The following is a 24538-nucleotide window of genomic DNA, read 5'->3' on the forward strand; positions in this document are numbered from 1 at the left end:
CAACGCATGATTGACGCATTCACTACTCTCCTATCCTCACCGATGATGCAGCGCTCGCTGCTGGCGGCCCTCATCGTGGGTCTCACCGCCCCGATCATCGGCACCTATCTCGTGCACCGCAGGCTCGCGATGCTCGGTGACGGAATCGGTCACATCTCCTTGACCGGCGTCGCGTTGGGATGGCTGGTGGGCGCGTTCGCAAACGTGAGCCCCGCGGATTCCTGGGCAATTCCGGGCGCGGTCATCGTCTCCCTGCTGGGAGCGATCACGATCGAGCTGGTGCGTCAAAGCGGGCGCACCTCCGGAGATACGGCCCTGGCCATGCTGTTTTACGGCGGCATCGCCGGTGGCGTCCTCCTGATCGGCCTGGCGGGCGGCACCTCCGCCCAGCTGAACTCCTACCTCTTCGGGTCGATCTCGACCGTTCGATGGAGCGACATCACGCTCATCACCATCTTGGGCATCGCGATCGTCGCGCTGGGCATCGGACTGGCACCCGCGCTCTTCTCGGTCACCAACGACGAGGACTTTGCGCGCTCGACGGGTCTGCCCGTGCGCACGCTGTCCCTCGTCATCGCGGTTCTCTCAGCTCTAACAGTCGCCGTGGCAATGCGGGTCGTCGGCTCGCTGCTCGTCAGCGCACTCATGGTGATCCCCGTGGCAATTGCGCAGCTGGGCGCACGTTCATTCCGCTCCACAATGGGAATTGCTATGGCGCTCGGCGTCATTATCTGCACGTGCGGACTCTCCCTGACCTACTTCGTCGACCTGTCGCCCGGAGCGACGATTGTTGTGGGCGCCATCGCTCTGTACGCGATTGGTTTCGGGATCAGGGCTATTGTGGATCGTATCCGCAGGGTGCGCAGGCTCCGCGTCGCTCGCGGCCACAACCAGCACCCCGAGCGCGAACACCTCACCCCCGCAGACGCATGACGACGAAGGGAACACCATGCAGCGCATGACGAAGCAGCGTCAGGCCGTCCTCGATGAGCTGACGCGCGTCAACGACTTCCGTAGCGCCCAGCAGATCTTCGAAGACCTGCACCGTCAGGGGCAGCGCGTGGGTCTGGCGACCGTCTACCGTTCGCTCCAGAGTCTGGCGGATGACGGCCGCGTCGACACGCTGCGTTCCTCCGACGGCGAGGCCCTGTACCGCTCGTGCACGACGCACCACCACCATCATCACCTGGTGTGCCGCGCGTGCGGCTTCACCGAGGAGATCGAGCAGTCGCAGATCGAGTCGTGGGTGGATTCTGTGGCATCTGCGCATGGATTTAGCGACGTCGAGCACTCCCTGGAGCTCTTCGGGGTGTGCAGCTCGTGCCAGTCGAAGCAGTGACCTACTGAGGCCGTATCAGTCACGACGAGGCCTGGGAAGCGGACGACGCTTTCCCAGGCCTCTTGCGTAGGTTAGGATAGGCTTCGTTTGGTCACCCTCACTTTGGAGCATCATGTTCGCCGCCGGAATCGATTCCATGGTCCCCGCCTTTGCACGCGAGGGTATCTGGCTCTTCGTTTTCCTCTTCTTCGTCGTACTCTTCCGTGCGCAGGCGACCTACTGGCTGGCCCGCGGCGCAGCCTCGGGTGCCGTCCTGGCGACCGGCCGTCAGGGTTTTCTCGGCGCCGTCGCACGCTGGTTTGATGGCCCCGTCCCTCGCAAGGGTGCTGCCATGCTCGACAAGTGGGGCATTATCGTCATCCCCCTGTGCTTCCTGACGGTGGGTATCCAGACGGCGGTCAACGCGGGCGCGGGCCTGGTGCGCATGCGCTGGAGCACCTACACAATTGCCATGATCCCGGGGTGCATCCTGTGGGCGCTGCTGTACGGCCTCGGCACGCTCGCCGTCTTCGCCGCGGCCATCCGAGCCGTCGCCGGCTCCCCCTGGGGCTGGGCGGGTCTCGCCCTCATTATCGCGCTGATCGTCGCGAAGATCGCGTGGGGCCGCCGTAAGCGCCGCACGGTCGACGCGGCACTGGCTACGGACAACGCCTAGGACTGAGCGACGCGGTCAACCGCACCACCGAAGCGGCGGTCGCGCCCGGCAAACTCCTCGAGGCATCCCCACAGCTCCTCGCGGTCGAATGCGGGCCAGGGGGTGTCGACGAACATCATTTCCGCATACGCCATCTGCCATAGGAGGTAGTTGGACAAGCGCTGCTCCCCCGACGTGCGGATCATGAGGTCGACGTCGGGCACATCGGGCAGGTAGAGGTGTCGTGACAGCGTCTTTTCGGTGACGCCGCGCGGGCTCAGGCGCCCAGCCGCGACATCCTCGGCGATGGATCGGGCAGCATCCGCCAGCTCGGCCCGACCTCCGTAGTTGACACACATGACCAGATCGAGGGTTGTGCAGTGCGAGGTCGCCCGATCGGCCTTCTCCAGCGCGTTGATGACGCTCTTCCACAGCTTGGGCCGGCGCCCGCTCCACCGCACGTGCACGCCCCACTGGGCGAGCTGGTCGGTGCGCCGCGCGAGCACGTCGGAGGCGTAGTTCATGATGAAGGAGACCTCGGCGGGCGAGCGCTTCCAGTTTTCGGTCGAGAAGGTGTAGACGCTCAGATAGCGCACGCCCGCGTCAATGGCGCCCGCGATCGTGTCCATGAGCGCATACTCCCCCGCCCGATGCCCCTCGGTGCGGGCCAGACCTCGACTGTTGGCCCAGCGTCCGTTCCCATCCATGATGAGCGCGACGTGTGCGGGCACCTCGCCCTTGCGGAAGACGGGCGCCTCGCAGTGCCACTGGCCAGGCCCGAGCAGTGGCGCGGTGGGGTCGTGCGGGGCGCGGTCCATGGGGGTGGGTCGCAGGTTGGTCATGAATGACTCCTATCGATGACGCTCAGAGAGCGCAGGCGACGTTCCAGATGCCATTGAGTGTACGAGGAGATGAGGCCCGAGGCCTCGGAACGCGCATACGGTTCGCAACGGTCGGCGCGCTCCCAGTCACCGCTGAGCAGCTGGCCGAGCAGGGCCACCGTGTCCGGCGCAGGCGACGAGGCACCGGGTGGGCGGCAGGTATCGCAGACGGTGCCGCCGTCGGGGATGGAGAACGAGGAGTGCGGCCCCTGAGTACCGCACACGGCACAGTCAAAGCAGGAGGGGGCCCATCCGGCCAGCGCGAGGGCGCGCAGCGTATACGAGGTTCGAATCAGGGTGGGATCGTGGCGCCCTCGAGCAAGGGCATTGAGGGCGCCGAGGAGGAGAAGGTACTGGGAGTGGGTGCCGTCGTGAGCATCGGCAGTGAGGCGCTCGGCGGTCTCGACGACGACGGTGGCCGCGAGGTAGAGATCGTAGTTAGCGGCGATGGAGTCGCCGTATTGGGCGATCGATGCGACCTGGGTGAGGGTGTCGAGGGTGCGTCCGCGATGCAGCTGAGCATCGATGACAGAGAAGGGCTCGACGCGCGCCCCGAACTTGGAGGTTGTCTTGCGCACTCCCTTGGCGACTGCGCGAACCTGCCCGTGTTCTGCGGTCAGTAGCGTGATGATGCGATCAGCTTCGCCCAGCTTGTGGGTGCGCAGGACGATCGCCTCGTCTCGATAGGACTTCATCACACGAACATTGTGTCACGCCCGGGCGCACGCGGCGGATTCATCCGACGCGCATCGCGCCGCGCGAAAACAACTGTGAAGTGCACTGTCACATCCATCGACAAGCCCACAGACACGTGCTGACAACAATATATGAGAAACTGACAGCGTGGTCGGTTACACAGCCGGCAAGTGGTTTTCGAGTAGATAGTTTCTTCGTAACTGGTTATGGTTTACTCATAACCGTCGAAGGAAGGAAAAAGATGGCACCCCCGATCGATGCCCGCGAAAAGCTTGGCACTGCACTGCGTCAAGCCCTGATGCAGACCCCCCTGTCAAAGATCTCTGTCAGCGCGCTGACACGTTCCGCAGGGGTCACCCGTCAAGCGTTCTATTACCACTTCAACTCCCTCAGCGACCTGAATGCCTGGGTTTTCCGCGAGGAAGTCACATCTCGTCTGACCGCCAGTTCGGGAGAATGGCTTGACGCCATTGAGGCGACGATGACCTGGATGCACGAGCACCGCGACGAGACAGCGTCGGCCATGAAGACCATCGAAGCCAACGACCTATGGGCCTTCCTGGCCTCTCACATCCAGGAACTCATCGAATCCCGCCTCCCCGGCTCCGCCACGGCCACCGCGCGCGACGTCGTCGCCCAGCACTTCGCCCTGGCAACCACCGCCCACATGGCTCAGTGGATGCTCTCCGGCCTCGAGGTCAACCCCTCGCTCGCGATCGCTCGCATGCGAGTGCTCATGACCGACCAGACCACCCCCGCCCTGGCTCGCCTGGCCAAGTAGCGCGGTTACTCCCACCAACCGCGCAAGGACAGACAGACAACCTTCTCAGCCCCGACCTCGTTCATTCATCGACGAGGCCGGGGCTGAACCATACACTCCCCCAGCTCGCCCCGCGCTTTCCGGATGCATACAAGCCAATCTGAGCTATACAATTGGTCAGCCGAACATTGCACTGAAATTTCGCGGATCCGCGATTCAGCCTGTACAGTTTGCTCGTAACCTCTCTTTTCATGTCGACGAGGACCACCCATGCCCCACACCGATGCGAAAACGATGCTCGCGCAGGCGCTGCGCAACGCACTTCAGACCGTCCCACTATCGAAGGTGACGGTCTCTGGACTCACGCGCACCGCTGGCGTGACCCGCCAGGCGTTTTACTATCATTTCGCCGACATCCGCGACCTGACCGTCTGGGTGTTCAAGCGCGAGGTCGCCGACCAGATCATCGCCCACGCCACCCACGAGGACTGGGCCGACGGCCTGCTCGCCATGTTCACATGGATGCGCAACCACCCCGAAGAGACGCGCTCCGTCATTGCCTCGCTGTCCATGGAGGATCTACAAATCTTCCTCTACAAGCAGCTGCGCGCCGTCATGGAACCCATCGTCGACCACTACAGCGACGGCCTCACTGTCACCGCAGACGATCACGAGTTCGTCACCGAACACTTCACGCTCAGCGTGCTCGGCCATGTGTCTCAGTGGCTCGCCACCGACATGAGCGCCGATCCCGCCATCCTGACCGACAGGATCGCCCGAGTCCTCGACGGACAGGTGCGCCACAGCCTCGAGCTGTTCGCCTCCTCCCCCCAGGCACCCGCGCGCGCCTGAACAAACGTCGAACCCCGGCCTCGTTTCTCCGTCAACGAGGCCGGGGTTCGTGTCGTTTATCTGCGATCAGTTAGCGCAGGGCGCGGTTGACAGCCGAGATGACCGCCTTGTAGGAGGCGCGGGTGATCGAGGAGTCGATGCCGACGCCCCACACGATCTGACCGTCGACTGCGGCCTCGACGTAGGCGGCGGCGCGGGCGTCGCGACCCTGACTCATCGCATGCTCGGAGTAGTCGAGGATACGAACATCCAGGTCGAACTCGTGCAGCGCCGAGACGAAAGCATCGATCGGGCCCGTACCCGTGGCCTGGACCTTCACGGCCTCACCGGCGTCGATGAGCGTCGCGTTGAGCTCAACGTGTTCGTCGTCGATCGACGAGACCTGCGAGGAGCGCATCTCGAAGCGGCCCCATGGCTCCAGGCCGGGAGCGGCGCTCGTGGGCAGGTACTCGTCCGCGAAGATCTGCCATAGCGTGGCCGCATTGATCTCGCCGCCGTACGTGTCGGTGTGGCGCTGAACGATGCGGGAGAACTCCACCTGCAGGCGGCGCGGCAGCTCAAGCGCGTGCGCCGTCGACATGAGGTAGGCGACGCCACCCTTGCCGGACTGCGAGTTCACGCGCACCACGGCCTCGTACGAGCGACCCACGTCGTGCGGGTCGATCGGCAGGTAGGGCAGCTCCCAGACGACCGCTTCCTCGTCGCCGCCGGCCGCGTCAACCTTGGCCTTACGGGCGGTGAAGCCCTTCTTGATCGCGTCCTGGTGTGAACCGGAGAAGCTCGTGTAGACGAGATCGCCGACGTAGGGGGCGCGCGGCGAGGTCTCCATCTGCGTGCAGTACTCGACCGTGCGGCGAATCGCGTCCACGTCGGAGAAGTCGATGCCCGGATCGATGCCCTGGCTGAACAGGTTCAGGCCCAGCGTCACCAGGTCGACGTTGCCGGTGCGCTCGCCCTGGCCCAGCAGGCAGCCTTCGATACGGTCCGCGCCGGCCAGGAGCGCCAGCTCGGCCGTCGCCACTCCGGTGCCGCGGTCGTTGTGGGGGTGCACGGACAGGGCCACGTACTCGCGGCGGCTCAGGTTTCGGCTCATCCACTCGATCTGATCCGCGAAGACGTTCGGGGTGGAACGCTCGACCGTGGAGGGCAGGTTCAGGACAATCTCGCGTCCCTCGCCCGGCTCCCACACGTCCATGACGGACTCGCACGCCTCGAGGGCGAAATCGAGCTCGGTGTCCACGAAGATCTCGGGCGAGTACTCGAATCCGAAGATCGTCTCATCGCCCAGGCGCTTCTCAGCCTGCGCAATAATCTCACGCGCACCGGACTGAGCGAGCTCGATCGTCTGCGCCTTATCCGCATGGAACACGACCTCGCGGAACACGGGAGCCGTCGCGTTGTAGAGATGCACCGTCGCGCGCGGGAAGCCCACCATGGCCTCGACCGTGCGCTCGATCAGCTCAGGACGCGACTGGGTGAGCACAGAGATCGTCACGTCCTCGGGCACCGCGTCGTCCTCGATCAGGGAGCGCACGAAGTCATAGTCGGTCTGCGAGGCAGCGGGGAAACCGATTTCGATCTCCTTATAGCCCAGCTTAATGAGCAGGTCGAACATGCGGCGCTTGCGCGCCGGGTCCATCGGCTCGATGAGGGCCTGGTTGCCATCGCGCAGGTCGGTGGACATCCAGCGCGGCGCCTTCGTGATGCGCTTGGAGGGCCACTGGCGATCCGGCAGGTCCACGGGATTCGTATCGAGGAACGGCCGATACTTACGAATCGGCATGCGCGAGCCGGAGGGGACGGGAACAGCGGATGTAGTCTTCACAATTCGTAGTCTATCGACGAGGCTCCGCCCGCGAGTAGACGCTGCGCATACTGGACGTGAGATGCGGCGCGCTCCCCCACCCGACACTGACAAAGAAAAACGCTCAAATATGCGTACGCCTCTGCGTTCATATGTCATGATAATTGGGTCCAATGTCCCACACACTGACGCGCGGAGCAGCCATGACTTCTCTCTTGTTAGCCCAATCCTTTACCCCGTCGACGACGGCAGTCGCGGGTAACGTCTTCCTGACAGCCGTCGTCGGGCTCCTTCCGCTCGTCGTCTTCTTCGTCCTCATGGGCGTCTTCAAGGTCGCCACCCACTGGTGTTCGATCATCTCCCTCGTACTGTCCCTGGGCATCGCGGTCTTCGCCTTCAAGATGCCCGTCGGTATGGCGCTCCTGTCCGGCACGCAGGGTGCCGCAATGGGCTTCATGCCGATCATCTACATCATCATCGCGGCCGTGTGGCTCTACAACCTCACCGAGAAGTCCGGACGCAGCTCCGACCTGAAGGCCGTCTTTAATACGATCGGCCGAGGCGACCAGCGCGCCCAGGCCCTCATCGTCGCCTGGTGCTTCTGCGGCCTGCTCGAGGGCCTGGCGGGCTTCGGCGCTCCCGTGGCCATCACCTGCGCCATGCTGGTAACACTCGGCGTCCCGAAGATCAAGGCCGCCGTCGTCACCGTCGTCGGTAACGCCATCAACGTGGGCTTTGGTGCCATGGCGATCCCCACGACCACCGCTGGCAAGCTCGGTGGCGCAGACCCCGTCGTCGTCGCCGGCGACATGGGCCACCTGACCTGGATCTTCTGTCTGTTCATCCCGGTCCTGATGCTGTTCATCCTCGACGGTAGCCGTGGCGTGCGCCAGCTGTGGCCCCTGGCCCTCGTTGCGGGCGCCGCAGCAGGCATCGGTCACTTCTTCACCCCCTCGGTCTCCTACGAGCTGACCGCCGTCGTCGCCTCCCTGCTCGGCTTCGCCGCCTGCTACGTCTTCCTGCTGGTCTGGGGCCCGACGACCCCCGCGGAGTGCGCGACCGAGGCCGACGAGGCCGACAAGCCCACCGGCTCGCGTATCGGACTGGCCCTGCTGCCCTATGTCCTCGTCGTCGTCATCATCGCGATCACGAAGCTGGCCAAGCCCGTCGCAGCTTTCTTCTCCTCGACCGACGTGAAGATCCCGTGGCCCGGCATCTACGGCAGCCTGCTGACCGGCGACGGATCGCCCTCGACCGCCGCGATCTACTCGCTGCAGATCCTGTCCAACCCCGGCACCTGGATCTTCGTCACCGGCATCATCGTCGCCATCGTGTACGGCACGAACTCCTCGGGCGGTCGCTTCCAGAGCTCCGTCGGTGAGATGTTCGCGGTCCTGCCGCGTACCATCTACTCGCTGCGCATGGCCATCCTGACGATCGCCTCCGTCATGGCCCTCGCCTTCGTCATGAACTTCTCCGGCCAGACCACCTCGATCGGCGCTGCCCTGGCGACGACGGGCGCGGCCTTCGCCTTCCTCTCCCCCATCCTGGGCTGGATCGGCACGGCCGTTGCAGGCTCCGCGACCTCGGCGGGCGCGCTCTTCGCGAACCTGCAGTCGACCGCCGCAGCCGGCGCGGGCCTCGACCCGTCCATCCTGCTGGCCGCCAACACAATCGGCGGTGGCATCGGCAAGATCGTGTCCCCGCAGAACCTCGCGATCGCCGCGACCGCGGTCGATTCGAAGGGCTCCGACGCGGAGATCCTCAAGAAGGCTGCCCCCTATTCGATCGGCCTGCTCCTCGTGCTGTGCACCCTGGTGTTCATCGCATCCCAGGGCTGGCTCGGCGCCTACATGCCGCACTGATCGTTGCTGCAAGCGCTGGCGAGGTCCCGGGAAGCAAGTTGCTTCCCGGGACCTCCCGCTTGTAGGCTCCCAAGACAAGCACCGGAAGGAGACGACAGTGAGCAACAGGTATTCCTTGCGAGTTCCTCGGCTGCGGACGACAGCTCTCGGACGAGGCATCATTGCCCTCGTCGCCGTCACCATGCTGTGCTCGGCGTGCTTGCCCTCCTCCCGAGGTGCCTCCGGGCGTTCTTCCGGACGAGACACAGGACCTCGCGCATCGCAGATAGACTCTCGATTCCTTGAATTTCCCTACACCTATAAGAAAACACCGGAGATCCAAGAGCAGACTGACGATCTGAACAACCGGTGGCCAGCGCTAGCGGCCACGAATGGGCACCTCACCCTTGCATACTCGCGCCAAGTCCCTTTCATGCCCGACATCGAACCCGAATTTTGGATGACCGGTGTCGCGAACATTTCCGATGATGCAATCACAATGCTCCTTGAGAAGCCCAACAACTACAAAACCCTGCTGCCCGGCATCTACCCGGACCTGTACAAGTATGTTCCTCAGGACTGCAGCTTCACCAATATCGATCTTCAGCACGCGAACGACTCCCTCCGGGTTCCTTTATCGTCACCCGGAGTGCCACCAACAATTGATCCGATGATCATCCAGGGCCTCGCAGTGTCACAGGACTGCCATTTGATGGTCATCACCGCCCTCGGTCACCGCGGCAGCTGAGAGCCGCACCTCCACAGACCCCGCATTGCATATCCGCGACCGACACTTCGAGGTGACTCATGAAACGTCCCATCAGGCTTGTTGCACCATTCCTGCTGAGCGCAGTGCTTACCTCAGCGTGTCTGCCGTACAGCTACGCCCCCTGTACGTTGCCCTCTCGACTGCGCCCCGGCCTCGTCCATTTTCGAGGCCGGGGCGACCTCTTGCACACACAGAATCATCGCAAAACTGAAAAACGAAAACTCACCCTGAGCTAAGTCGCGCCCCGAAGGTCCTAAAACGCCAAATGAGAGGCCAATTTTCATTGATTAGCAGCAGAGATTTTTCCGCGCGAAATAGCGGGAAAATCGACCTCATCCACATCGTCTGGACACAAACGGCCGCTGGGACCTCGGACCCAGTCATAACCTGAGTTGGACAGCACCCACGAGGAAGGATCTCCCAGTGCGCATCGCTCTCTTTTCCACCTGCCTGGCAGACGTCATGTTCCCCCAGGCTGCCCAGGCCACAGTGACCCTGCTTGAACGCCTCGGCCACGAGGTTGTCTTCCCTGAAGACCAGGTCTGCTGCGGCCAGATGCACGCAAACACCGGCTACTTCGAAGACGCTGCGAAGATTACCCGCAACCACGTCAAGACCTTCGAGCCCGTGCTCGACGGCCAGTGGGACGCCATCGTCGTCCCCTCCGGCTCCTGCACCGGTGCAGCGCGCCACGAGCAGAAGGTTGTCGCCGAGCACGTTGGCGACGAGCATCTCGCAAAGCAGTCCCAGCGCATCGCTGAACACACCTACGACCTCACTGAGCTCATCACCGACGTTCTGGGCCTCGAGGACGTGGGCGCCTACTTCCCCCACACGGTCACCTACCACCCGACCTGCCACTCGCTGCGTGTCGCCAAGGTCGGCGACCGCCCCTACCGCCTCCTGCGCGCCGTCGAGGGCCTCACCCTCGTCGACCTGCCCGACGCCGAGGTCTGCTGCGGTTTCGGCGGCACCTTCGCCATGAAGAACTCCGAGACCTCCACTTCGATGCTCGCGGACAAGGTCACCAACGTGATGTCCACGCGCGCCGAGGTCCTCGTCATGGGCGACTACTCGTGCCTCATGCACGTCGGCGGCGGCCTCTCGCGTCTCAACTCGGGCATCCGCCCGATGCACCTCGCCGAGATCCTGGCATCCACCAAGGATCAGCCCTTCGAGGGCAACATCTCCTTCGCACCCGAAAGCGCACAGGTGATCTGACATGACCGCAACGTTCATCGGAATGCCCTCCACCCCCGAGTCGCACACCGGCGGATGGCGCACCACCGTCACCATCCCTGAGGACACCCTCCGCTGGGGCACGACCTTCCCGGAAGGCGCCCACAAGACCCTGGCCAACACCCAGATGCGCCGCAACCTGGGCCACGCCACCCGCACGATCCGCACCAAGCGCGGACAGCGCGTCGCGGAAATGCCCGACTGGGAGGACCTGCGCAGCGCAGCCGAGGCCGTCAAGTTCGAGGTCGAGTCCCGCATGCCCGAGCTCCTCGAAGAGTTCGAACGCAACGTGACCGCTCGCGGTGGCATCGTCCACTGGGCGCGCGACAAGCACGAGGCCAACCGCATCATCGCAGACATCATCAAGTCCAAGGGTGTCGACGAGATCGTCAAGGTCAAGTCCATGGCCACCCAGGAGACGAACCTCAACGAGTACCTGAAGGAACAGGGCATTCACGCTCGCGAGACCGACCTCGCCGAGATGATCGTCCAGCTGGCCGACGACATGCCCAGCCACATCGTGGTCCCCGCGATCCACCGAAACCGTTCCGAGGTTCGTGGCATCTTCCTGGATCGCATGGAGGACGCTCCTCGCGACCTCTCCGACGATCCGACCGAGCTGACCGCCGCGGCACGCTCCCACCTGCGTAAGAAGTTCCTGCACGCCAAGGTTGCTGTCTCCGGCACCAACATGGGCGTCGCGGAAACCGGCACGGTCTCGATCTTCGAGTCCGAGGGCAACGGCCGCATGTGCTTGACCCTGCCCGACACGCTCATCACCCTGATGGGCATCGAGAAGCTGGTCCCCCGCTTCCAGGACGTGGAGATCTTCTCCCAGCTCCTGCCCCGCTCCGCCACCGGCGAGCGCATGAACCCCTACACCTCCATGTGGACGGGCGTCACCCCCGGCGACGGCCCCCAGGAATTCCACCTGATCCTCATGGACAACGGCCGCACCAAGGTCCTCGCCGACCCGATCGGCCGCCAGGCCCTCGCCTGTATCCGCTGCGGCTCGTGCATGAACATCTGCCCGGTGTACCAGCACACTTCCGGCCACGCCTACGGCTCCGTCTACCCGGGCCCCATCGGCGCAATCCTGACCCCGCAGCTCACCCAGGGCCTCGACGAGCACGATCCCGTGCACACCCTGCCCTTCGCGTCCTCCCTGTGTGGAGCGTGCGGCGAGGTCTGCCCCGTCAAGATCGACATCCCAACGATCCTTATTCACATGCGTGCGCGCACGGTTGACGTCAAGCGCAACCTTGTGCCGGACGTGTGGGACCTCGCGATGGGCCTGTCTACCCCGGTCATGTCGAACGCGAAGCTGTGGAAGGCCGCGAACGTGCCGACCAAGGCGACGCGCCTCTTTGCGAAGAAGGGCGCCATCGGCGCACTGCCCTTCCCGGCCTCGCTGTGGACGCGCGCACGCGACTTGCCGGTCGCCCCGAAGGAAACCTTCCGCGAGTGGTGGAAGCGCACCCACAAGGACTCCGACGCCAACGCGCCGCGCACCGACGCCCCAGCGACGGGCATCCCGCTCGCGTCCGAGCATGGCATGACCACCAACACGACCCCGAAGGAGGCGTGACATGAGCACCACCACCATGGACGCGAAGACCGCGATCCTGGCTCGCGCACGCGACGCCATCTCTCGTTCCCAGCAGGACCGTCCGGTGCGTCCGATCCCCCGCGACTACATCCGCTCCACCGAGCACGCGCCCGGTTCGCAGGCCGTCATTGACGAAATGATCGAGAAGCTCGAGGACTACTCGGCCAAGGTCGTCGTGGTCTCCAAGGAGTCCGAGGTCGTCGACGCGATCTCGACCTTCCTGGCCGACCAGAAGGCCACCTCCGTCGTGGTCCCCACCGGCCTGGACGACGCCTTCAAGGAGGCCGCCGCCCGCGACGGCCGCACGGTCCGCGAGGACAGCCGCGAGCAGTCCATCCCGACGCTGGAGCTCGACCAGATCGATGCCGTCGTCACGCGCTGCCGCGTCGCGATCTCTATCTCCGGCACCATCGTCCTCGATGGCGAGCCCGACCAGGGTCGCCGCGCGATCACGCTCGTGCCCGACACTCACGTCGTCGTCCTGCGCGCCTCCGACATCGTCCCCACGGTGCCCCAGGCCGTCGAGATCCTCGGCAAGAACCCGACCCGTCCGATGACCTGGCTCGCCGGCGGCTCGGCGACCTCTGACATCGAGCTCGTCCGCGTCAACGGCGTGCACGGCCCCCGCTTCCTGCGAGTCGTCATCGTCAAGTGATCTGATCACGACGTAAGTGTGCCCGGCTGCCTCACGGCAGCCGGGCACCATGCTTATCGGGGACTACGCCCACCCGCTGTTTTCCTGCGACAGAGTCTCAGCGCAGGTAGCGTCCCGTCACCGAGGCCTCGCTGTCCACGATATCGCTCGGAGTACCCTGCGCGACGATACGACCACCCTCAATGCCGCCGCCCGGGCCCATATCAATGACCCAGTCAGCGCAACGGATCAGGTCCAGGTCGTGCTCGATGACGAGGACCGTCGCTCCGTGCTCTATGAGGTGCTGGAGCACGTTCAGGAGGACCTGCACATCATCCGGGTGCAGGCCGATCGTCGGCTCGTCGAAGACGAAGAGAGTGCCCTCCTGGCGCCTACCCATTTCAGAGGCAAGCTTGAGGCGCTGGGCCTCGCCACCGGAGAGGGCGGGAGTGGCCTCCCCGAGAGTTAGGTAGCCCAGGCCAAGGCCCGCGAGGGTCTCCAGGATCGCTCCCGCCTTCTTCAGCCCTCGCACGGCCACCCGGGCCTCGTCAACACTCATCGCCAGAATGTCCGGCAACGAAAGCCCATCGCGGCGGATCTGCGACGCCTGCGCGCCGTAGCGGCTCCCTCGACAATCTGTGCACTCGATGTCCACGTCGGGCAAAAATTGCACATCCAGGGTGATCTGCCCGGTACCGTCGCACGTGGGGCATCGAAGCGAACCCGTGTTGTACGAGAATGCACCGGGCTTCAACCCGGCAGCCTGCGCCTCCTCGGTACGCACAAACGCCCGGCGCAGTTCATCCAGGACACCGGAGTACGTGGCCACGGTCGAGCGCACGTTCACTCCGATCGGCGTCGCGTCGATCAGGTTCACCCGTGAGATACCGGCGGCATCCACGTCGCGCACGTGCGCGGGCAAAGGCTCACCAGCAAGGCGCGCACGCAGCGCGGGAACCAGCGACTCAAGGACGAGTGTCGTCTTACCAGACCCACTGACGCCCGTCACGGCCGTCAACGAACCCAGCGGAATATCAACACTCAGGGGTCGCACCGTGTGGATCTGGTTAGTCTCCAGGTGAAGCGCACCGCGCCCATCGATATCCGCGCCCTGATCTAACTTCCCCGCTGCACGCTCAACCCGACGCAACCCAGCCATGTACGGGCCGATGCGGGACGCGGGGGCGTGGGAGGCCTCGTTGATGGGGCCCTGGAAGATGACGCGACCACCGTCCGCTCCCGCTCCGGGTCCGATCTCGATCAGGTGATCCGCGGCTGCGAGGACACGTGTGTCGTGGTCGACGACGACAGCGGAATTCCCGTCGGCGAGGAGTTCCCGGATGATCGCCAGGACGCCGTCGACGTTGGAGGGGTGCAGGCCGATGGTCGGCTCGTCCAGCACGTAGAGGACCCCGGTCGTCCGGTTGCGTACGGCACGGGCGAGCTGCATGCGCTGGCGCTCACCGTTGGACAACGTCGAGGACGCGCGGTCGAGGGACAAGTAGGACAGGCCGAGCTGCACGAGGCGATCCATCGGCTCGGTCATCTCGTCGACGATGACGCGGGCCATGGGAGCTACCTCATCCGGAACGAGGCCGGGGACGCGCTGGACCCACTCGCGCAGCTCCGTGAGCGTGAGGCGCGAGGCCTCGCCCAGGTCGATGCCCTCGATCAGCGTGGAGCGCACACGTTCCCCCAGGCGCGTGCCGTCGCACGCGGGGCATGTGCGGGTGATGAGGTATTTTTCCACGCGGGCGAGGGCCTTCTCATCTTTCGCCTTCGACAAGGCGTTTTCGACCGTGGCGACCGCATTGAAGTAGGTGAAGTCCAGCTCCGCGCCACCGGTCTTGGTGGGGACGACGATGTGACGTTTCTCGGCGGGCCCCTCGTAGACGATCGCTTTCTCCGCATCGCTCAGGTCCCGGAAGGGCACGTTCGTGCGCACGCCCATTTCACGGGCGACGTCCTTCATGAGCTTCCACATGAGGGATCCCCACGGGGAAACTGCGCCCTCGTCAATAGTGAGGGATTCATCGGGCACGAGGGATGCTCGGTTGACGACGCGCTGGACGCCCGTCCCCTCACACACCGGGCACGCACCGCCCGAGTTAAATGCCATCTCCTCCGCACCGAGGCCGTAGAAGGAGGCTGCACACTGCGGGCACGTGAGAGGCACTTCTAGGGCCACGCCCAGCGAGGGCGGGACGCGGTGCCCGTTGGGGCACAGGTAGGAGCCAACGCGTGAGAACAGCAGGCGCAGGTAGTTGAGAAGCTCCGTCGCCGTACCGAAGGTGGAGCGCACGTCAGGTACACCTGGGCGCTGGCGCAGCGCGAGCGCGGCGGGCACGTGCGCAACCTCGTCGACCGAGGCCTTGGCAGCCTGGGAGATGCGCCGACGCGTGTAGGTCGCCAGGGACTCCAGGTAACGCCGCGATCCCTCTGCATAGAGCGTGCCCAGGGCCAGGGAGGATTTACCCGACCCGGACACGCCCGCGACTGCGACGAATTCGTTCAGGGGAACGTCAACGTCCACGTTTTTCAGGTTGTGGACGCGGGCGCCACGTACACGGATGACGCTGGGCATGTCAGAACCCGAGGCGTCCCAGCATCTTCGGGTCGGACTGCCAGTCCTTCGCGGTGCGCACGTGCAGGTCAAGGTAGACGCGGCGGCCCAACAGCTCCTCGATGTGCGCGCGGGCCTGGGTGCCGATCTGCTTGAGGCGCGAGCCCTTGCGGCCGATGATGATGGCCTTCTGGGAGTCGCGCTCGACGTAGACGTTCACGTGAATGTCAAGCATGGGCGGGCGGTCGTCACCCTCGCGGCGCGGCCTCTCGATGATCTCCTCGACCTGGACGGCCAGGGAGTGCGGCAGCTCGTCGCGCACGCCCTCCAGGGCAGCCTCGCGGATAAACTCGGCGATCAGGGTGTCGCGTGACTCGTCGGTGACGTCACCTGACGGGTACAGCGGCGGCGACAGCGGCACAGTCTGCGCGAGCACCTCGCGCAGGTGGTCGATACCCTTGCCCTCCACGGAGGAGACGGGGACGATGGCGGCCCACTCCCCCAGCTTCTCGATGGACAGCAGGTGCTTCATAACGCGGTCGCGCGGCACGGCGTCACACTTGGTCGCGACGGCGATAATCGGGCGCTTGATGCCGCGCAGCTCACGTGCGATGAACTGGTCGCCGGGGCCGATGCGCTGGTCGGCGGGCAGGCAGAAGAGCACGACGTCGACCTCGGAGAGGGCCTCACGCACCATGTCATTGAGTCGCTTGCCCAGCAGCGTGCGCGGGCGGTGGTATCCGGGGGTGTCCACGAGCACCAGCTGGTAGTTATCCCCGTGCACGATGCCGCGAATGTTATGGCGCGTCGTCTCGGGACGGCCCGAGGTGATCGCAATCTTGTGCCCGACCAGCGCGTTCGTCAGGGTCGACTTACCGACGTTGGGACGCCCGACGATCGAGACGAAGCCGGCGCGGAAGTCCTCCGGGAAGTCCGGCATCTCGATGGTCGCGGCCGCGTCCTCGCGCAGGGAAGCCAGCGAGGTCATCGCCTCGAAGGCATCGAGGTCGGCGTCCTCCTCGTCCTCCAGGCCCTCGAGGTCCTCGTACTCGTCGTCGTCTTCCTCGGAGTCTTCACAGTCCTCGTCGTCGCCCGGCTGCGCCCCGGCCTCGTCCGCGGTCTCTTCGCCGAGGCCGGCGTCGATCTGCGCGCGAGCGTCGGCTTCCGGGTCGGCGGCGTCGGGGGCAACCTCAATGCGAGCGTCGCCGAAGGCGTTGGGGCCGGCCATGAGTTCGTCATCGGAGGGGAATCGCATGTCAGTTGTCCTTGTCGTCGGCGGGGTTGAGGTCGGGGGTCAGGAGCTGCGCGTCGGGGTCGAGGCGGCAGAGGATCGTGGAGACTTGGCGGCGGCGCCCACGCGCCTCTTCCGCCGTCATTATGACGCCGGCGAGGGTGCCGGTCGCACCGGGCAGCGGAACGCGCCCAATCGCCTTGGCGAGCAGGCCGCCAACGGAGTCGACGTCCTCGTCTTCGATCTCGCGGTCGAGGAGCTCACCCAGCTCGGAGATCGGGTAGCGTGCGGGGACGCGCCAGACGCCCGGCTCGACTTCCTCGGGTTCGATGGAGTGGCGGTCGTGCTCGTCTGTCAGCTCGCCGACGACTTCCTCGAGGATGTCCTCGAGCGTGACCAGGCCCGCGACGCCGCCGTACTCGTCGATGACGATGGCCATGTGGAAACGCTCGGCCTGCATCTGGCGCAGCATGTCGTCCGCGGGCTTCATCTCGACGGCGAACTCGGCGGGGCGCATCATCTGCTCGGCGCGCATGTCGAGCTGGCCGCCCGTGGCCTCCCAGCGCGACACAAGGTCCTTGAAGTACAGGATGCCGCGGATGTCGTCTACGTCGTCGCCCACGACGGGCACGCGCGAGAAGCCGGAGCGCACGAACAGGCGCAGGGCGGAGGGGGCGGGCGTGTCGGCGTCGATGGTCACCATGTCCGTGCGCGGCACCATGACCTCGCGGACGAGCGTGTGCCCAAGGTCGAGGACGGAGCGGACCATGTCGCGGTCCTCTTCCTCGAAGCTCTCGGGTTCGCCGACCTCGTCGACGATCTCACGCAGGTCGGAGATCAGCTCGGCACGCACCTGGGCCTCGGTGGGCTCGGGGGCGGGACGCGAGGAGCGCACGCGGGTCAGAAGCGGGTCAACCAGGTGGCTGAGGCGCGCGAGGCGATCCGCGAATCTGGCGCCTGCCAGGGCGATGCCCTCGGGGTTGCGCGCGCCCCACTGGGCGGGCAGGAAGGACACGAAAAGCAGTTGCAGGGCCGCGATCACCAACACCGCGATGAGGGCGACCGCCCACCACGGCAGGCGGGTATCGACCAGGATGATCGTGCCCATGACCGCGTAGACGACCTGCCAAAAGGTACGAAAGGCGCGCAGCGACAGCAGAGTGCGCTGGCGGTGATCGACGAGGCCATAGAGGACGCGCGCGTTCCGGCGCTCTTCCTCGATGAGGTCCTCGACGCCGGCCAGGGTCAGGCGCTGGACGGCCTGCTCGACGCTCTGGGCGACAGACGCGAACGCCAGGGCGACGACCGCGAGGACCAGGAGCGCCACGGAGGGCACATCCAGGATCGACGAGGCCGGGGACGCCTGCAGGGGAAGGATCATCGGGTGGCCAGGAAGGTCAGCAGGAGCTTGCGCTGGAGCGCAAACATGACCTCACGCTCGGCGTCGGTCGCGTGATCGTAGCCCAAGAGGTGCAGCATGCCGTGCGTGGCCAGGAGGAGCATCTCCTCGGCGGCGCTGTGGCCGGACTCGGCGGCCTGGCGGGCGGCGACCTGCGGGCAGATACAGATGTCACCGAGCATGCCCGGGGGCGTGGGGTGATCCGCCGTGCCGGGGCGCAGCTCGTCCATGGGGAAGCTCATGACGTCGGTGGGGCCGGGCAGGTCCAGCCAGCGCACGTGCAGGTCTTCCATCGGCTCGGGCTCGATGAAGATGATGTTGACTTCCGCGTCGGAGCTGACGTGCATCTGGTCGAGCACGTAGTCGGCCAGCGCGGAAAACTCGGCTTCGTTGATCTCGTAGTCGGTCTCGTTGATGACCTCGGTCATGACGTGTACTCCCTGCGTGCGGTGTTGTGGCTGCGCGCGCGTGCGCGACGCGCGGCGTTTCGATCGTCAAAGCGCTGGTAGGCATCAATGATCGCGCCGACCAGCTCGTGGCGCACGACGTCGGCACTGGTCAGGTGGCAGAACTCGATGTCGTCGATGTCGCCGAGGATGTTTTCAACGACGGACAGGCCGGAGGTCTGGCTGCCGGGCAGGTCGATCTGCGAGGCGTCGCCCGTGACAACGACCTTGGAGCCGAAACCCAGGCGGGTGAGGAACATCTTCATCTGGCCGACCGTCGTGTTCTGGGCCTCGTCCAGGATGATGAAGGAGTCGTTGAGGGTGCGTCCGCGCATGTAGGCCAGGGGCGCGACCTCGATCGTGCCGGCGGCCATGAGCTTGGGCAGGGCTTCGGGGTCGAGCATGTCCCCCAGGGCGTCGTAAAGGGGACGCAGGTAGGGGTCGATCTTGTCAGTGAGGGAGCCGGGCAGGAAGCCAAGGTTCTCCCCCGCCTCGACGGCCGGGCGGGTCAGGACGATGCGGCGGACCTCGCCGGAGAGGAGGCGGCGCACGGCCTGGGCCATCGCCAGGTAGGTCTTGCCGGTGCCCGCGGGGCCGATACCGAAGACGACGGTGGCGCGGTCGATGGCGTCCGTGTAGGCCTTCTGACCGGGGGTCTTGGGGCGAATCGAACGCCCGCGCGCGGAGAGGATCTCTTCCGTGGGGGCCTCGCCCGAGGTGAGGCGTCCGAGCAGGCCGATGGCCTGTTCGACGGCAGTGGCATCCAGAGCAGTGCCGCGCCGGGCCATGCCGATGAGTTCTTCGAGGAGGCCCGCGGCCACGTCGATGTCTGCCTGAGTGCCGGCCAGCGAGATTTCTCGCCCGGTCACGAGGAAGCGGATGTGCGGGAAGCCGCGTTCGAGGGCGCGCAGAACCTGGTCTGCGACGCCGAGGACCACGATCGGGTCCATGTCTGCGGGGATGGTGACGCGCCCCGTGGTGTGTGCGAGGGTGGCCGCCGCGAGCGCCGGCGCTGTGTTCTCCGTAGTCATACTGTTTCCATTCTACTCTGCGGCCCCATCTTCCTCAGCCTCATCACCTTCGTATTAGCCTGTGTGTATGAACAAACAGACCGTGCACGTAGAAGCTGTCAGCGAGGACCAGATTGATGCGTGGGTCGCAGAGGCAGAAGCAGGGTACGACGTTGAAATGCTGCGAAAAAATGGCAGCTCTACGCAATGAAAGCCCGTCAGCAGTATCACTCTCTTTTGGAAGAAAGAGCCATGCCCACCCTCGAAGAACTCGTTTCACACCCGCCACAGCTGCCGGTCACGCGCGCCCTGGGCGATATCGTGGCGGCGACGCGGCCGGGCGGCTGCGCAGTGATCACGGCGCCTCCGGGCACGGGTAAGACGACGCTGCTGCCGCCCGCGGTGGCGGTGGCATTGGCCCAGCACGACGCATCGGTGGGGCGTGTTCTCGTCACGCAGCCGCGCAGGGTGGCCGCGCGGGCCGCTGCTCGCCGGATCGCCCGTCTGCTCGGCGAGGAGGTCGGCGGGCAGGTCGGCTATTCGGTGCGCGGGGATTCGCGGGTCAGCGAGCGCACGCGCGTGGAAATGGTGACGCCGGGCGTGGCGCTGCGCCGCCTGCAGCGCGACCCGGAGCTGCCCGGGGTATCTGCCCTGATCGTCGATGAGTTCCACGAGCGGGACCTGGACACGGACCTGGCGCTGGCATTCGCGCTGGACGCGCGTTCGGCGCTGCGCGACGACCTGTTCGTGGCACTCACCTCGGCGACGCTCGAGGCCTCGCGCACGGTTGATCTCCTGCGCGCCTCGACGGGCGAGGAGCCCGCGCTCGTTGATATTCCGGGCGATATTTTTCCGCTGGAGCTGCGCTACGCTCCCCCGCCGCGCGGCGTCGAGGCCGTGGGTGCGATCGGGAACGAGCGCGTGGGTGTGCGCCGCGAGTACCTGGCGCACGTGGCGCGCACGGTCGAGGAAACGGTTGCCGCCACCGAGGGCTCGGTCCTCGTGTTCCTGCCGGGTGTGGGCGAGATCGAGACCGTCCGAGGCAACCTGCACCTGGGCGACATTCCGGTCCTGACGCTTCATGGACAGCTCAGCGCCGCCGAGCAGGACCGCGCGCTCTCCCCCGCTTCCGGTCGCCGCGTCATCCTCTCCACGTCCATCGCGGAGTCCTCGCTCACGGTTCCCGGCGTGTCCGTCGTCGTGGACGCGGGGCTCGCGCGCGAGCCGCGCTTCGACGCGGGGCGTTCCCTCTCCTCTCTCGTGACCGTTCCGGCCGCGCTTGCCCGACTCGACCAGCGTGCGGGACGCGCCGCGCGCACCGGCCCGGGCATCGCCGTGCGCGTCATGGACTCGGTGGACGTGGCCCGCAGGCCCGCCCAATCCGCGCCGGGGATCGCCACGCAGGACCTGACGGACGCGCGCCTGCAGGTCGCCTCGTGGGGCACCCCGGTGGAGGAACTCGCCCTACTGGACGCTCCACCCGCGGGCACGTGGGAGGCAGCTAGGCAGCGTCTGTCCTCCCTGGGCGCCATCGACGAGGCCGGGGCCGCCACCGCTCTGGGCCGCACGCTGGCGTCGCTGCCGTTGGACCCGCCCTTGGGCAGGGCGCTCCTCGCGTCGAGCGCGATCCTGGGGGCGTCGAAGGCGGCACGTTTTGTGGCCCTCCTGTCGGAGGACCTGCGCGTTCCGGGGGCTGACCTGGGTGCGCTGGAGCGTCGGCTGGGTCGTGGTGGCGCCAGCGATGCGGGAGTCGGGAAGGCGCAGGCGGCGCGGGTGAAGGAGACGCGGGAACGCTTGGAGCGTCTGGCGCAGCGTCTGCCGGCTTCCGCGTCGGACGAAGCCCTCGCATCCGTTGCGGCTGCACACCGGCAGGCGGGTTCGCGCACCAGCGAGGACGAGCTGGCTCTGACGTGCGCGCTGGCGTACCCGGAGTGGATCGCGCGGCGCCGCTCGGGGTCCGCGGCCTACATTCTGGCGGGCGGCGTGGGCGCCGAGCTGCCGCAGGGTTCCCCCTTGGAGGGCCAGGAGTGGCTGGCCGTGGCCTCGATTGACCGGGCTCCGGCCTCGCGCCACGCGCGCATTCTCGCCGCGGTGCCGCTGTCGGAGGAGGACGCCCTGGCAGCCGGCGCGGCGCTCCTGGAGACCCGCACGCAGGCCTTGATCGACAAGGGAGCTCTGAAAGCCACCCGCACGCGCACCCTGGGAGCTATCCCCCTGAAGGCCGCCCCGACCTCGTCCCTGAGCGAAGAAGAGGCGACCGCTCTGGTGGCCGAACACCTGGCCGCGCGCGGGCTGAGCGATCTGGGCTGGGGGAAGGAGGCCTCATCCCTGCGCGAGCGCATGCGGGTGCTCCACGAGGTGCTCGGCGATCCGTGGCCCGACGTGTCGGATGAGGCCCTCGCGGGCAGCGCGCCGCAGTGGCTTGCACCCTGGGCGAAGCGCCTCGCACAGGGCGGTTCCTTGAGTGGCGTGTCGATGCTCGACGCACTGCGCTCGATGCTGCCATGGCCTCAGGCGGCGCGCCTGGATGAACTGGCGCCGGAAAAGATGCCGATTCCTGCGGGAGGCACGCGTCCCATCGACTGGAGCGGCGCTCACCCGGTGCTGACGCTGCGCGTCCAGCAGGCCTTCGGGTGGACGGACACGCCCCGACTGGTGGACGGGCGTGTTCCCCTGGTGCTGCATCTGACGGATCCGGCGGGTCGCCCAGCGGCGGTCACCTCAGACCTGACGTCATTTTGGGCGGGGCCGTACCGGGACGTGCGCGCGCAGCTACGCGGGCGCTATCCGAAGCACCCGTGGCCCGAGGACCCGCTAAACGCGGAACCCACGAACCGCGCCAAGCGCCGGGGGTAGCCACTGGCTCCCCCGCGCCAGGCGATCAATCCTCCAGTTTGCCCACGATCCCCCGCCCGTCGGGCAGGTTCTTAGACGGCATCTGATAGGCGTCGAGGTCCGCCATAGCGGGACGCTCGAGGCCCAGTTCGCGCAGCTGCGCGTAGGTCGACATGCGCACGGGACCCAGCTCGGCGACAGGCTGGCCTTCCTCGGTGAGCGTGACGACTTCACCGGATGAGGCGCGCGCCAGAGCGGCCCCCACATCCTCTTTAAAATCACCAATTTCTAGAGCCCTCATAATCTAATCTAAGCATGCCGAAGGGTGTTTGAACCAACGGCACGATCACTATGTGACCCTTCGATCCCTTACACCCGCCAAACGAGCGTCATACAGCCAAAACATCGTGACAATAGACACCTCTGCTGTGACCATCTGGTGGACATTTCTGGTGGATGGAATAGATCCGGTCGCACTGCGTTGAGATAGGGAACCCTGTTCTACCCAAGGAGAAACATGTCCACGAACGAAATCGAGAACGTCGACCTGCTGGTTGTCGGCGGCGGCAAGGCCGGAAAGTCCCTCGCGATGGAGCGCGCAAAGGCGGGCTGGAAGGTCGCCATGGTGGAGCGCCAGTTCGTTGGCGGCACCTGCATTAACGTCGCCTGCATCCCCACGAAGTCGCTGGTCAACTCGGCTCGCCGCCTGAACGATGCCCGCACGGACGAGGCGTTCGGCGTCGTCGGCACCGAAGGCGCACACGTGGACCTGGCCAAGCTCCGCGCCCACAAGGAGGGCATCGTCGGCGCCATGGTCGGCGCACACGAGAAGATGTTCGCGGCCCCCGGCCTGGACTTCATCCGTGGCGAGGCCCGTTTCACGGGCGAGCGCACTGTCACCATCGCGCTCGAGGACGGCGGCGAGCGCACGATTCGTGGCGAGCGCGTCCTCATCAACCTGGGCTCGCGCCCGGCGCGTCCCGCGATCCCCGGCCTGTGGGAGTCCGGCGCGTGGACGAACGAGGAGATCCTGCGCCTCGAGGAGCTCCCCTCGTCCCTGGCGATCATCGGCGCCAGCTACATCGGCGTGGAGTTCGCGTCGATGATGGCGACGTTCGGCGTGGACGTCACTCTCATCTCCTCGGGTGATCACGTGCTGCCTCGCGAGGACGAGGACGCCGCCCGCGTCGTCGAGGCGGGCCTGGAGGCCGTCGGCGTGCGTATCGTGCCCGGCCGCGCCGAATCGGCCTCGCGCGAGGGCAACACGACGACCCTGACGCTCTCCGACGGCTCGACGGTGTCCGCCGAGGCGGTCCTGGTGGCCGTGGGTCGCGTGCCCAACACGGACGGCATCGGCCTGGACGAGGCTGGGGTTGAGCTCACCGATCGCGGTTTCGTCGCGGTCGATGAGCACCTGCGCACCTCCGCTGAGGGCGTGTGGGCGGCCGGCGACTGCGCGGGCACCCCCATGTTCACGCACGCATCCTGGTCTGACTTCCGCATCATCCGCGCGCAGCTGACCGGCGCATCCCTGGACGATCCGACGACCACCACGAAGGGCCGCACGATCCCCTACGCCGTGTTTGCCACCCCCGAGCTGGCCCGCATCGGCCTGTCCGAGGGCGAGGCGCGCGAGGCCGGCCTCGACGTGCGAATCGCCAAGGTTCCCACGGCCGCGATTCCGCGCGCCAAGACGATGCGCTACGTGGGCGAGGGCTTCTGGAAGGCCGTCGTGGATGCGAACACGCACCAGATCCTGGGCGCCACGCTGATCGGCCCGAACGTCTCCGAGGTCATCACGGCCGTGCACGTCGCCATGGCCGGCGGCCTGACCTACGAGCAGCTGCGCTTCCTGCCGATCGCGCACCCGACCATGGGCGAGGGCCTTCAGGTCCTCTTCGACTCCCTGGGCTGAGAGCCCACCGCGCCCCTGGGCACCGTTGGGGGCGCGCCCGGATCCCTCCCGGGACGCGTGAGGGAACAACGGGGCGGG

The 24538-nt window shown here is 66.2% G+C and carries 22 protein-coding genes; 13 read left to right on the top strand and 9 right to left on the bottom strand.

Annotated elements, in window-relative coordinates; translation table 11 throughout:
• Positions 1-6: 6 nt before the first annotated feature.
• The 3 genes from CYJ22_RS06820 (at position 7) to CYJ22_RS06830 (ending at position 1994) form a co-directional block, all read left to right on the top strand.
• On the top strand, positions 7-933 hold the full coding sequence (locus CYJ22_RS06820) for a metal ABC transporter permease (protein ID WP_101602069.1): 927 nt from the start codon (positions 7-9) through the stop codon (positions 931-933).
• A gap of 16 nt (positions 934-949) precedes the next feature.
• Entirely contained in the window at positions 950-1339 is a 390-nt protein-coding gene (locus CYJ22_RS06825) for a Fur family transcriptional regulator (protein ID WP_101602072.1), read from the top strand.
• A gap of 112 nt (positions 1340-1451) precedes the next feature.
• Positions 1452-1994, top strand: coding sequence for a hypothetical protein (locus CYJ22_RS06830; RefSeq protein WP_007589481.1), 543 nt, complete (start codon positions 1452-1454; stop codon positions 1992-1994).
• Here the strand turns inward: CYJ22_RS06830 and CYJ22_RS06835 are convergent.
• Both CYJ22_RS06835 and recO read right to left on the bottom strand, forming a co-directional pair.
• Entirely contained in the window at positions 1991-2815 is an 825-nt protein-coding gene (locus CYJ22_RS06835) for an isoprenyl transferase (RefSeq protein WP_101602074.1), read from the bottom strand. The two genes, CYJ22_RS06830 and CYJ22_RS06835, sit on opposite strands and share 4 nt — an antisense overlap.
• On the bottom strand, positions 2812-3549 hold the full coding sequence (gene recO / locus CYJ22_RS06840) for a DNA repair protein RecO (RefSeq protein WP_007589483.1): 738 nt from the start codon (positions 3547-3549) through the stop codon (positions 2812-2814). Before recO ends, CYJ22_RS06835 begins: the two co-directional genes overlap by 4 nt.
• 242 nt (positions 3550-3791) lie before the next feature.
• Between recO and CYJ22_RS06845 the strand changes: the two genes are divergently transcribed.
• Both CYJ22_RS06845 and CYJ22_RS06850 read left to right on the top strand, forming a co-directional pair.
• Positions 3792-4331: a TetR/AcrR family transcriptional regulator gene (locus CYJ22_RS06845; RefSeq protein WP_007589506.1), complete on the top strand. Its 540-nt coding sequence runs from the start codon at positions 3792-3794 to the stop codon at positions 4329-4331.
• Between the two features lie 249 nt (positions 4332-4580).
• The gene (locus CYJ22_RS06850) at positions 4581-5162 is read left to right on the top strand and encodes a TetR-like C-terminal domain-containing protein (protein ID WP_007589516.1); all 582 of its coding nucleotides are present in this window, start codon (positions 4581-4583) and stop codon (positions 5160-5162) included.
• Between the two features lie 70 nt (positions 5163-5232).
• Here the strand turns inward: CYJ22_RS06850 and leuA are convergent, their stop codons facing one another.
• A complete protein-coding gene (leuA, locus tag CYJ22_RS06855) occupies positions 5233-6987 on the bottom strand; it encodes a 2-isopropylmalate synthase (RefSeq protein WP_101602077.1) in 1755 nt (584 codons plus the stop codon).
• Between the two features lie 182 nt (positions 6988-7169).
• Between leuA and CYJ22_RS06860 the strand changes: the two genes are divergently transcribed.
• The 5 genes from CYJ22_RS06860 (at position 7170) to CYJ22_RS06880 (ending at position 13082) form a co-directional block, all read left to right on the top strand.
• Positions 7170-8831, top strand: a complete 1662-nt coding sequence (locus CYJ22_RS06860) for an L-lactate permease (protein WP_101602100.1) — start codon at positions 7170-7172, stop codon at positions 8829-8831.
• Positions 8832-9243: 412 nt separating this feature from the next.
• Positions 9244-9558, top strand: coding sequence for a hypothetical protein (locus CYJ22_RS10105; RefSeq protein WP_007589525.1), 315 nt, complete (start codon positions 9244-9246; stop codon positions 9556-9558).
• Between the two features lie 444 nt (positions 9559-10002).
• Positions 10003-10800, top strand: a complete 798-nt coding sequence (locus tag CYJ22_RS06870; protein ID WP_101602079.1) for a (Fe-S)-binding protein — start codon at positions 10003-10005, stop codon at positions 10798-10800.
• 1 nt (position 10801) lies between these two features.
• Positions 10802-12406, top strand: a complete 1605-nt coding sequence (locus tag CYJ22_RS06875; RefSeq protein ID WP_101602081.1) for a LutB/LldF family L-lactate oxidation iron-sulfur protein — start codon at positions 10802-10804, stop codon at positions 12404-12406.
• A gap of 1 nt (position 12407) precedes the next feature.
• Positions 12408-13082 (top strand): LutC/YkgG family protein, encoded by a 675-nt coding sequence (locus CYJ22_RS06880; protein WP_101602084.1) that lies wholly within the window; start codon positions 12408-12410, stop codon positions 13080-13082.
• 97 nt (positions 13083-13179) lie between these two features.
• Here the strand turns inward: CYJ22_RS06880 and CYJ22_RS06885 are convergent, their stop codons facing one another.
• Genes CYJ22_RS06885 through CYJ22_RS06905 form a run of 5 tightly spaced genes read right to left on the bottom strand, consistent with a single transcriptional unit; the run spans position 13180 to position 19731 of the window.
• Entirely contained in the window at positions 13180-15645 is a 2466-nt protein-coding gene (locus tag CYJ22_RS06885) for an excinuclease ABC subunit A (protein ID WP_101602085.1), read from the bottom strand.
• 1 nt (position 15646) lies between these two features.
• Entirely contained in the window at positions 15647-16879 is a 1233-nt protein-coding gene (gene era, locus CYJ22_RS06890) for a GTPase Era (RefSeq protein WP_101602086.1), read from the bottom strand.
• 1 nt (position 16880) lies between these two features.
• Positions 16881-18236 (bottom strand): hemolysin family protein, encoded by a 1356-nt coding sequence (locus CYJ22_RS06895; RefSeq protein WP_101602087.1) that lies wholly within the window; start codon positions 18234-18236, stop codon positions 16881-16883.
• Positions 18233-18682, bottom strand: a complete 450-nt coding sequence (ybeY, locus tag CYJ22_RS06900) for an rRNA maturation RNase YbeY (protein ID WP_007589511.1) — start codon at positions 18680-18682, stop codon at positions 18233-18235. Before ybeY ends, CYJ22_RS06895 begins: the two co-directional genes overlap by 4 nt.
• The gene (locus tag CYJ22_RS06905; protein ID WP_101602088.1) at positions 18679-19731 is read right to left on the bottom strand and encodes a PhoH family protein; all 1053 of its coding nucleotides are present in this window, start codon (positions 19729-19731) and stop codon (positions 18679-18681) included. The genes ybeY and CYJ22_RS06905 overlap by 4 nt, the downstream gene beginning before the upstream one ends.
• Positions 19732-19798: 67 nt before the next feature.
• Here CYJ22_RS06905 and CYJ22_RS06910 point away from each other — a divergent pair, with 67 nt between their 5' ends.
• On the top strand, positions 19799-19921 hold the full coding sequence (locus CYJ22_RS06910) for a toxin-antitoxin system antitoxin subunit (protein WP_101602089.1): 123 nt from the start codon (positions 19799-19801) through the stop codon (positions 19919-19921).
• 41 nt (positions 19922-19962) lie between these two features.
• On the top strand, positions 19963-22566 hold the full coding sequence (gene hrpB, locus CYJ22_RS06915) for an ATP-dependent helicase HrpB (RefSeq protein ID WP_101602090.1): 2604 nt from the start codon (positions 19963-19965) through the stop codon (positions 22564-22566).
• A 25-nt stretch (positions 22567-22591) separates the two neighbouring features.
• On the opposite strand, the gene CYJ22_RS06920 is transcribed toward hrpB, so the two are convergent.
• Complete coding sequence (locus tag CYJ22_RS06920) at positions 22592-22846, bottom strand: type II toxin-antitoxin system Phd/YefM family antitoxin (protein WP_034496846.1); 255 nt, start codon at positions 22844-22846, stop codon at positions 22592-22594.
• A gap of 216 nt (positions 22847-23062) precedes the next feature.
• On the opposite strand from CYJ22_RS06920, the gene CYJ22_RS06925 reads away from it, so the two are divergent.
• A complete protein-coding gene (locus tag CYJ22_RS06925; RefSeq protein ID WP_101602091.1) occupies positions 23063-24460 on the top strand; it encodes a dihydrolipoyl dehydrogenase family protein in 1398 nt (465 codons plus the stop codon).
• Positions 24461-24538: the final 78 nt, after the last annotated feature.

It is taken from the genome of Schaalia odontolytica (assembly GCF_002847525.1).
GTDB lineage: Bacteria > Actinomycetota > Actinomycetes > Actinomycetales > Actinomycetaceae > Pauljensenia > Pauljensenia odontolytica_B.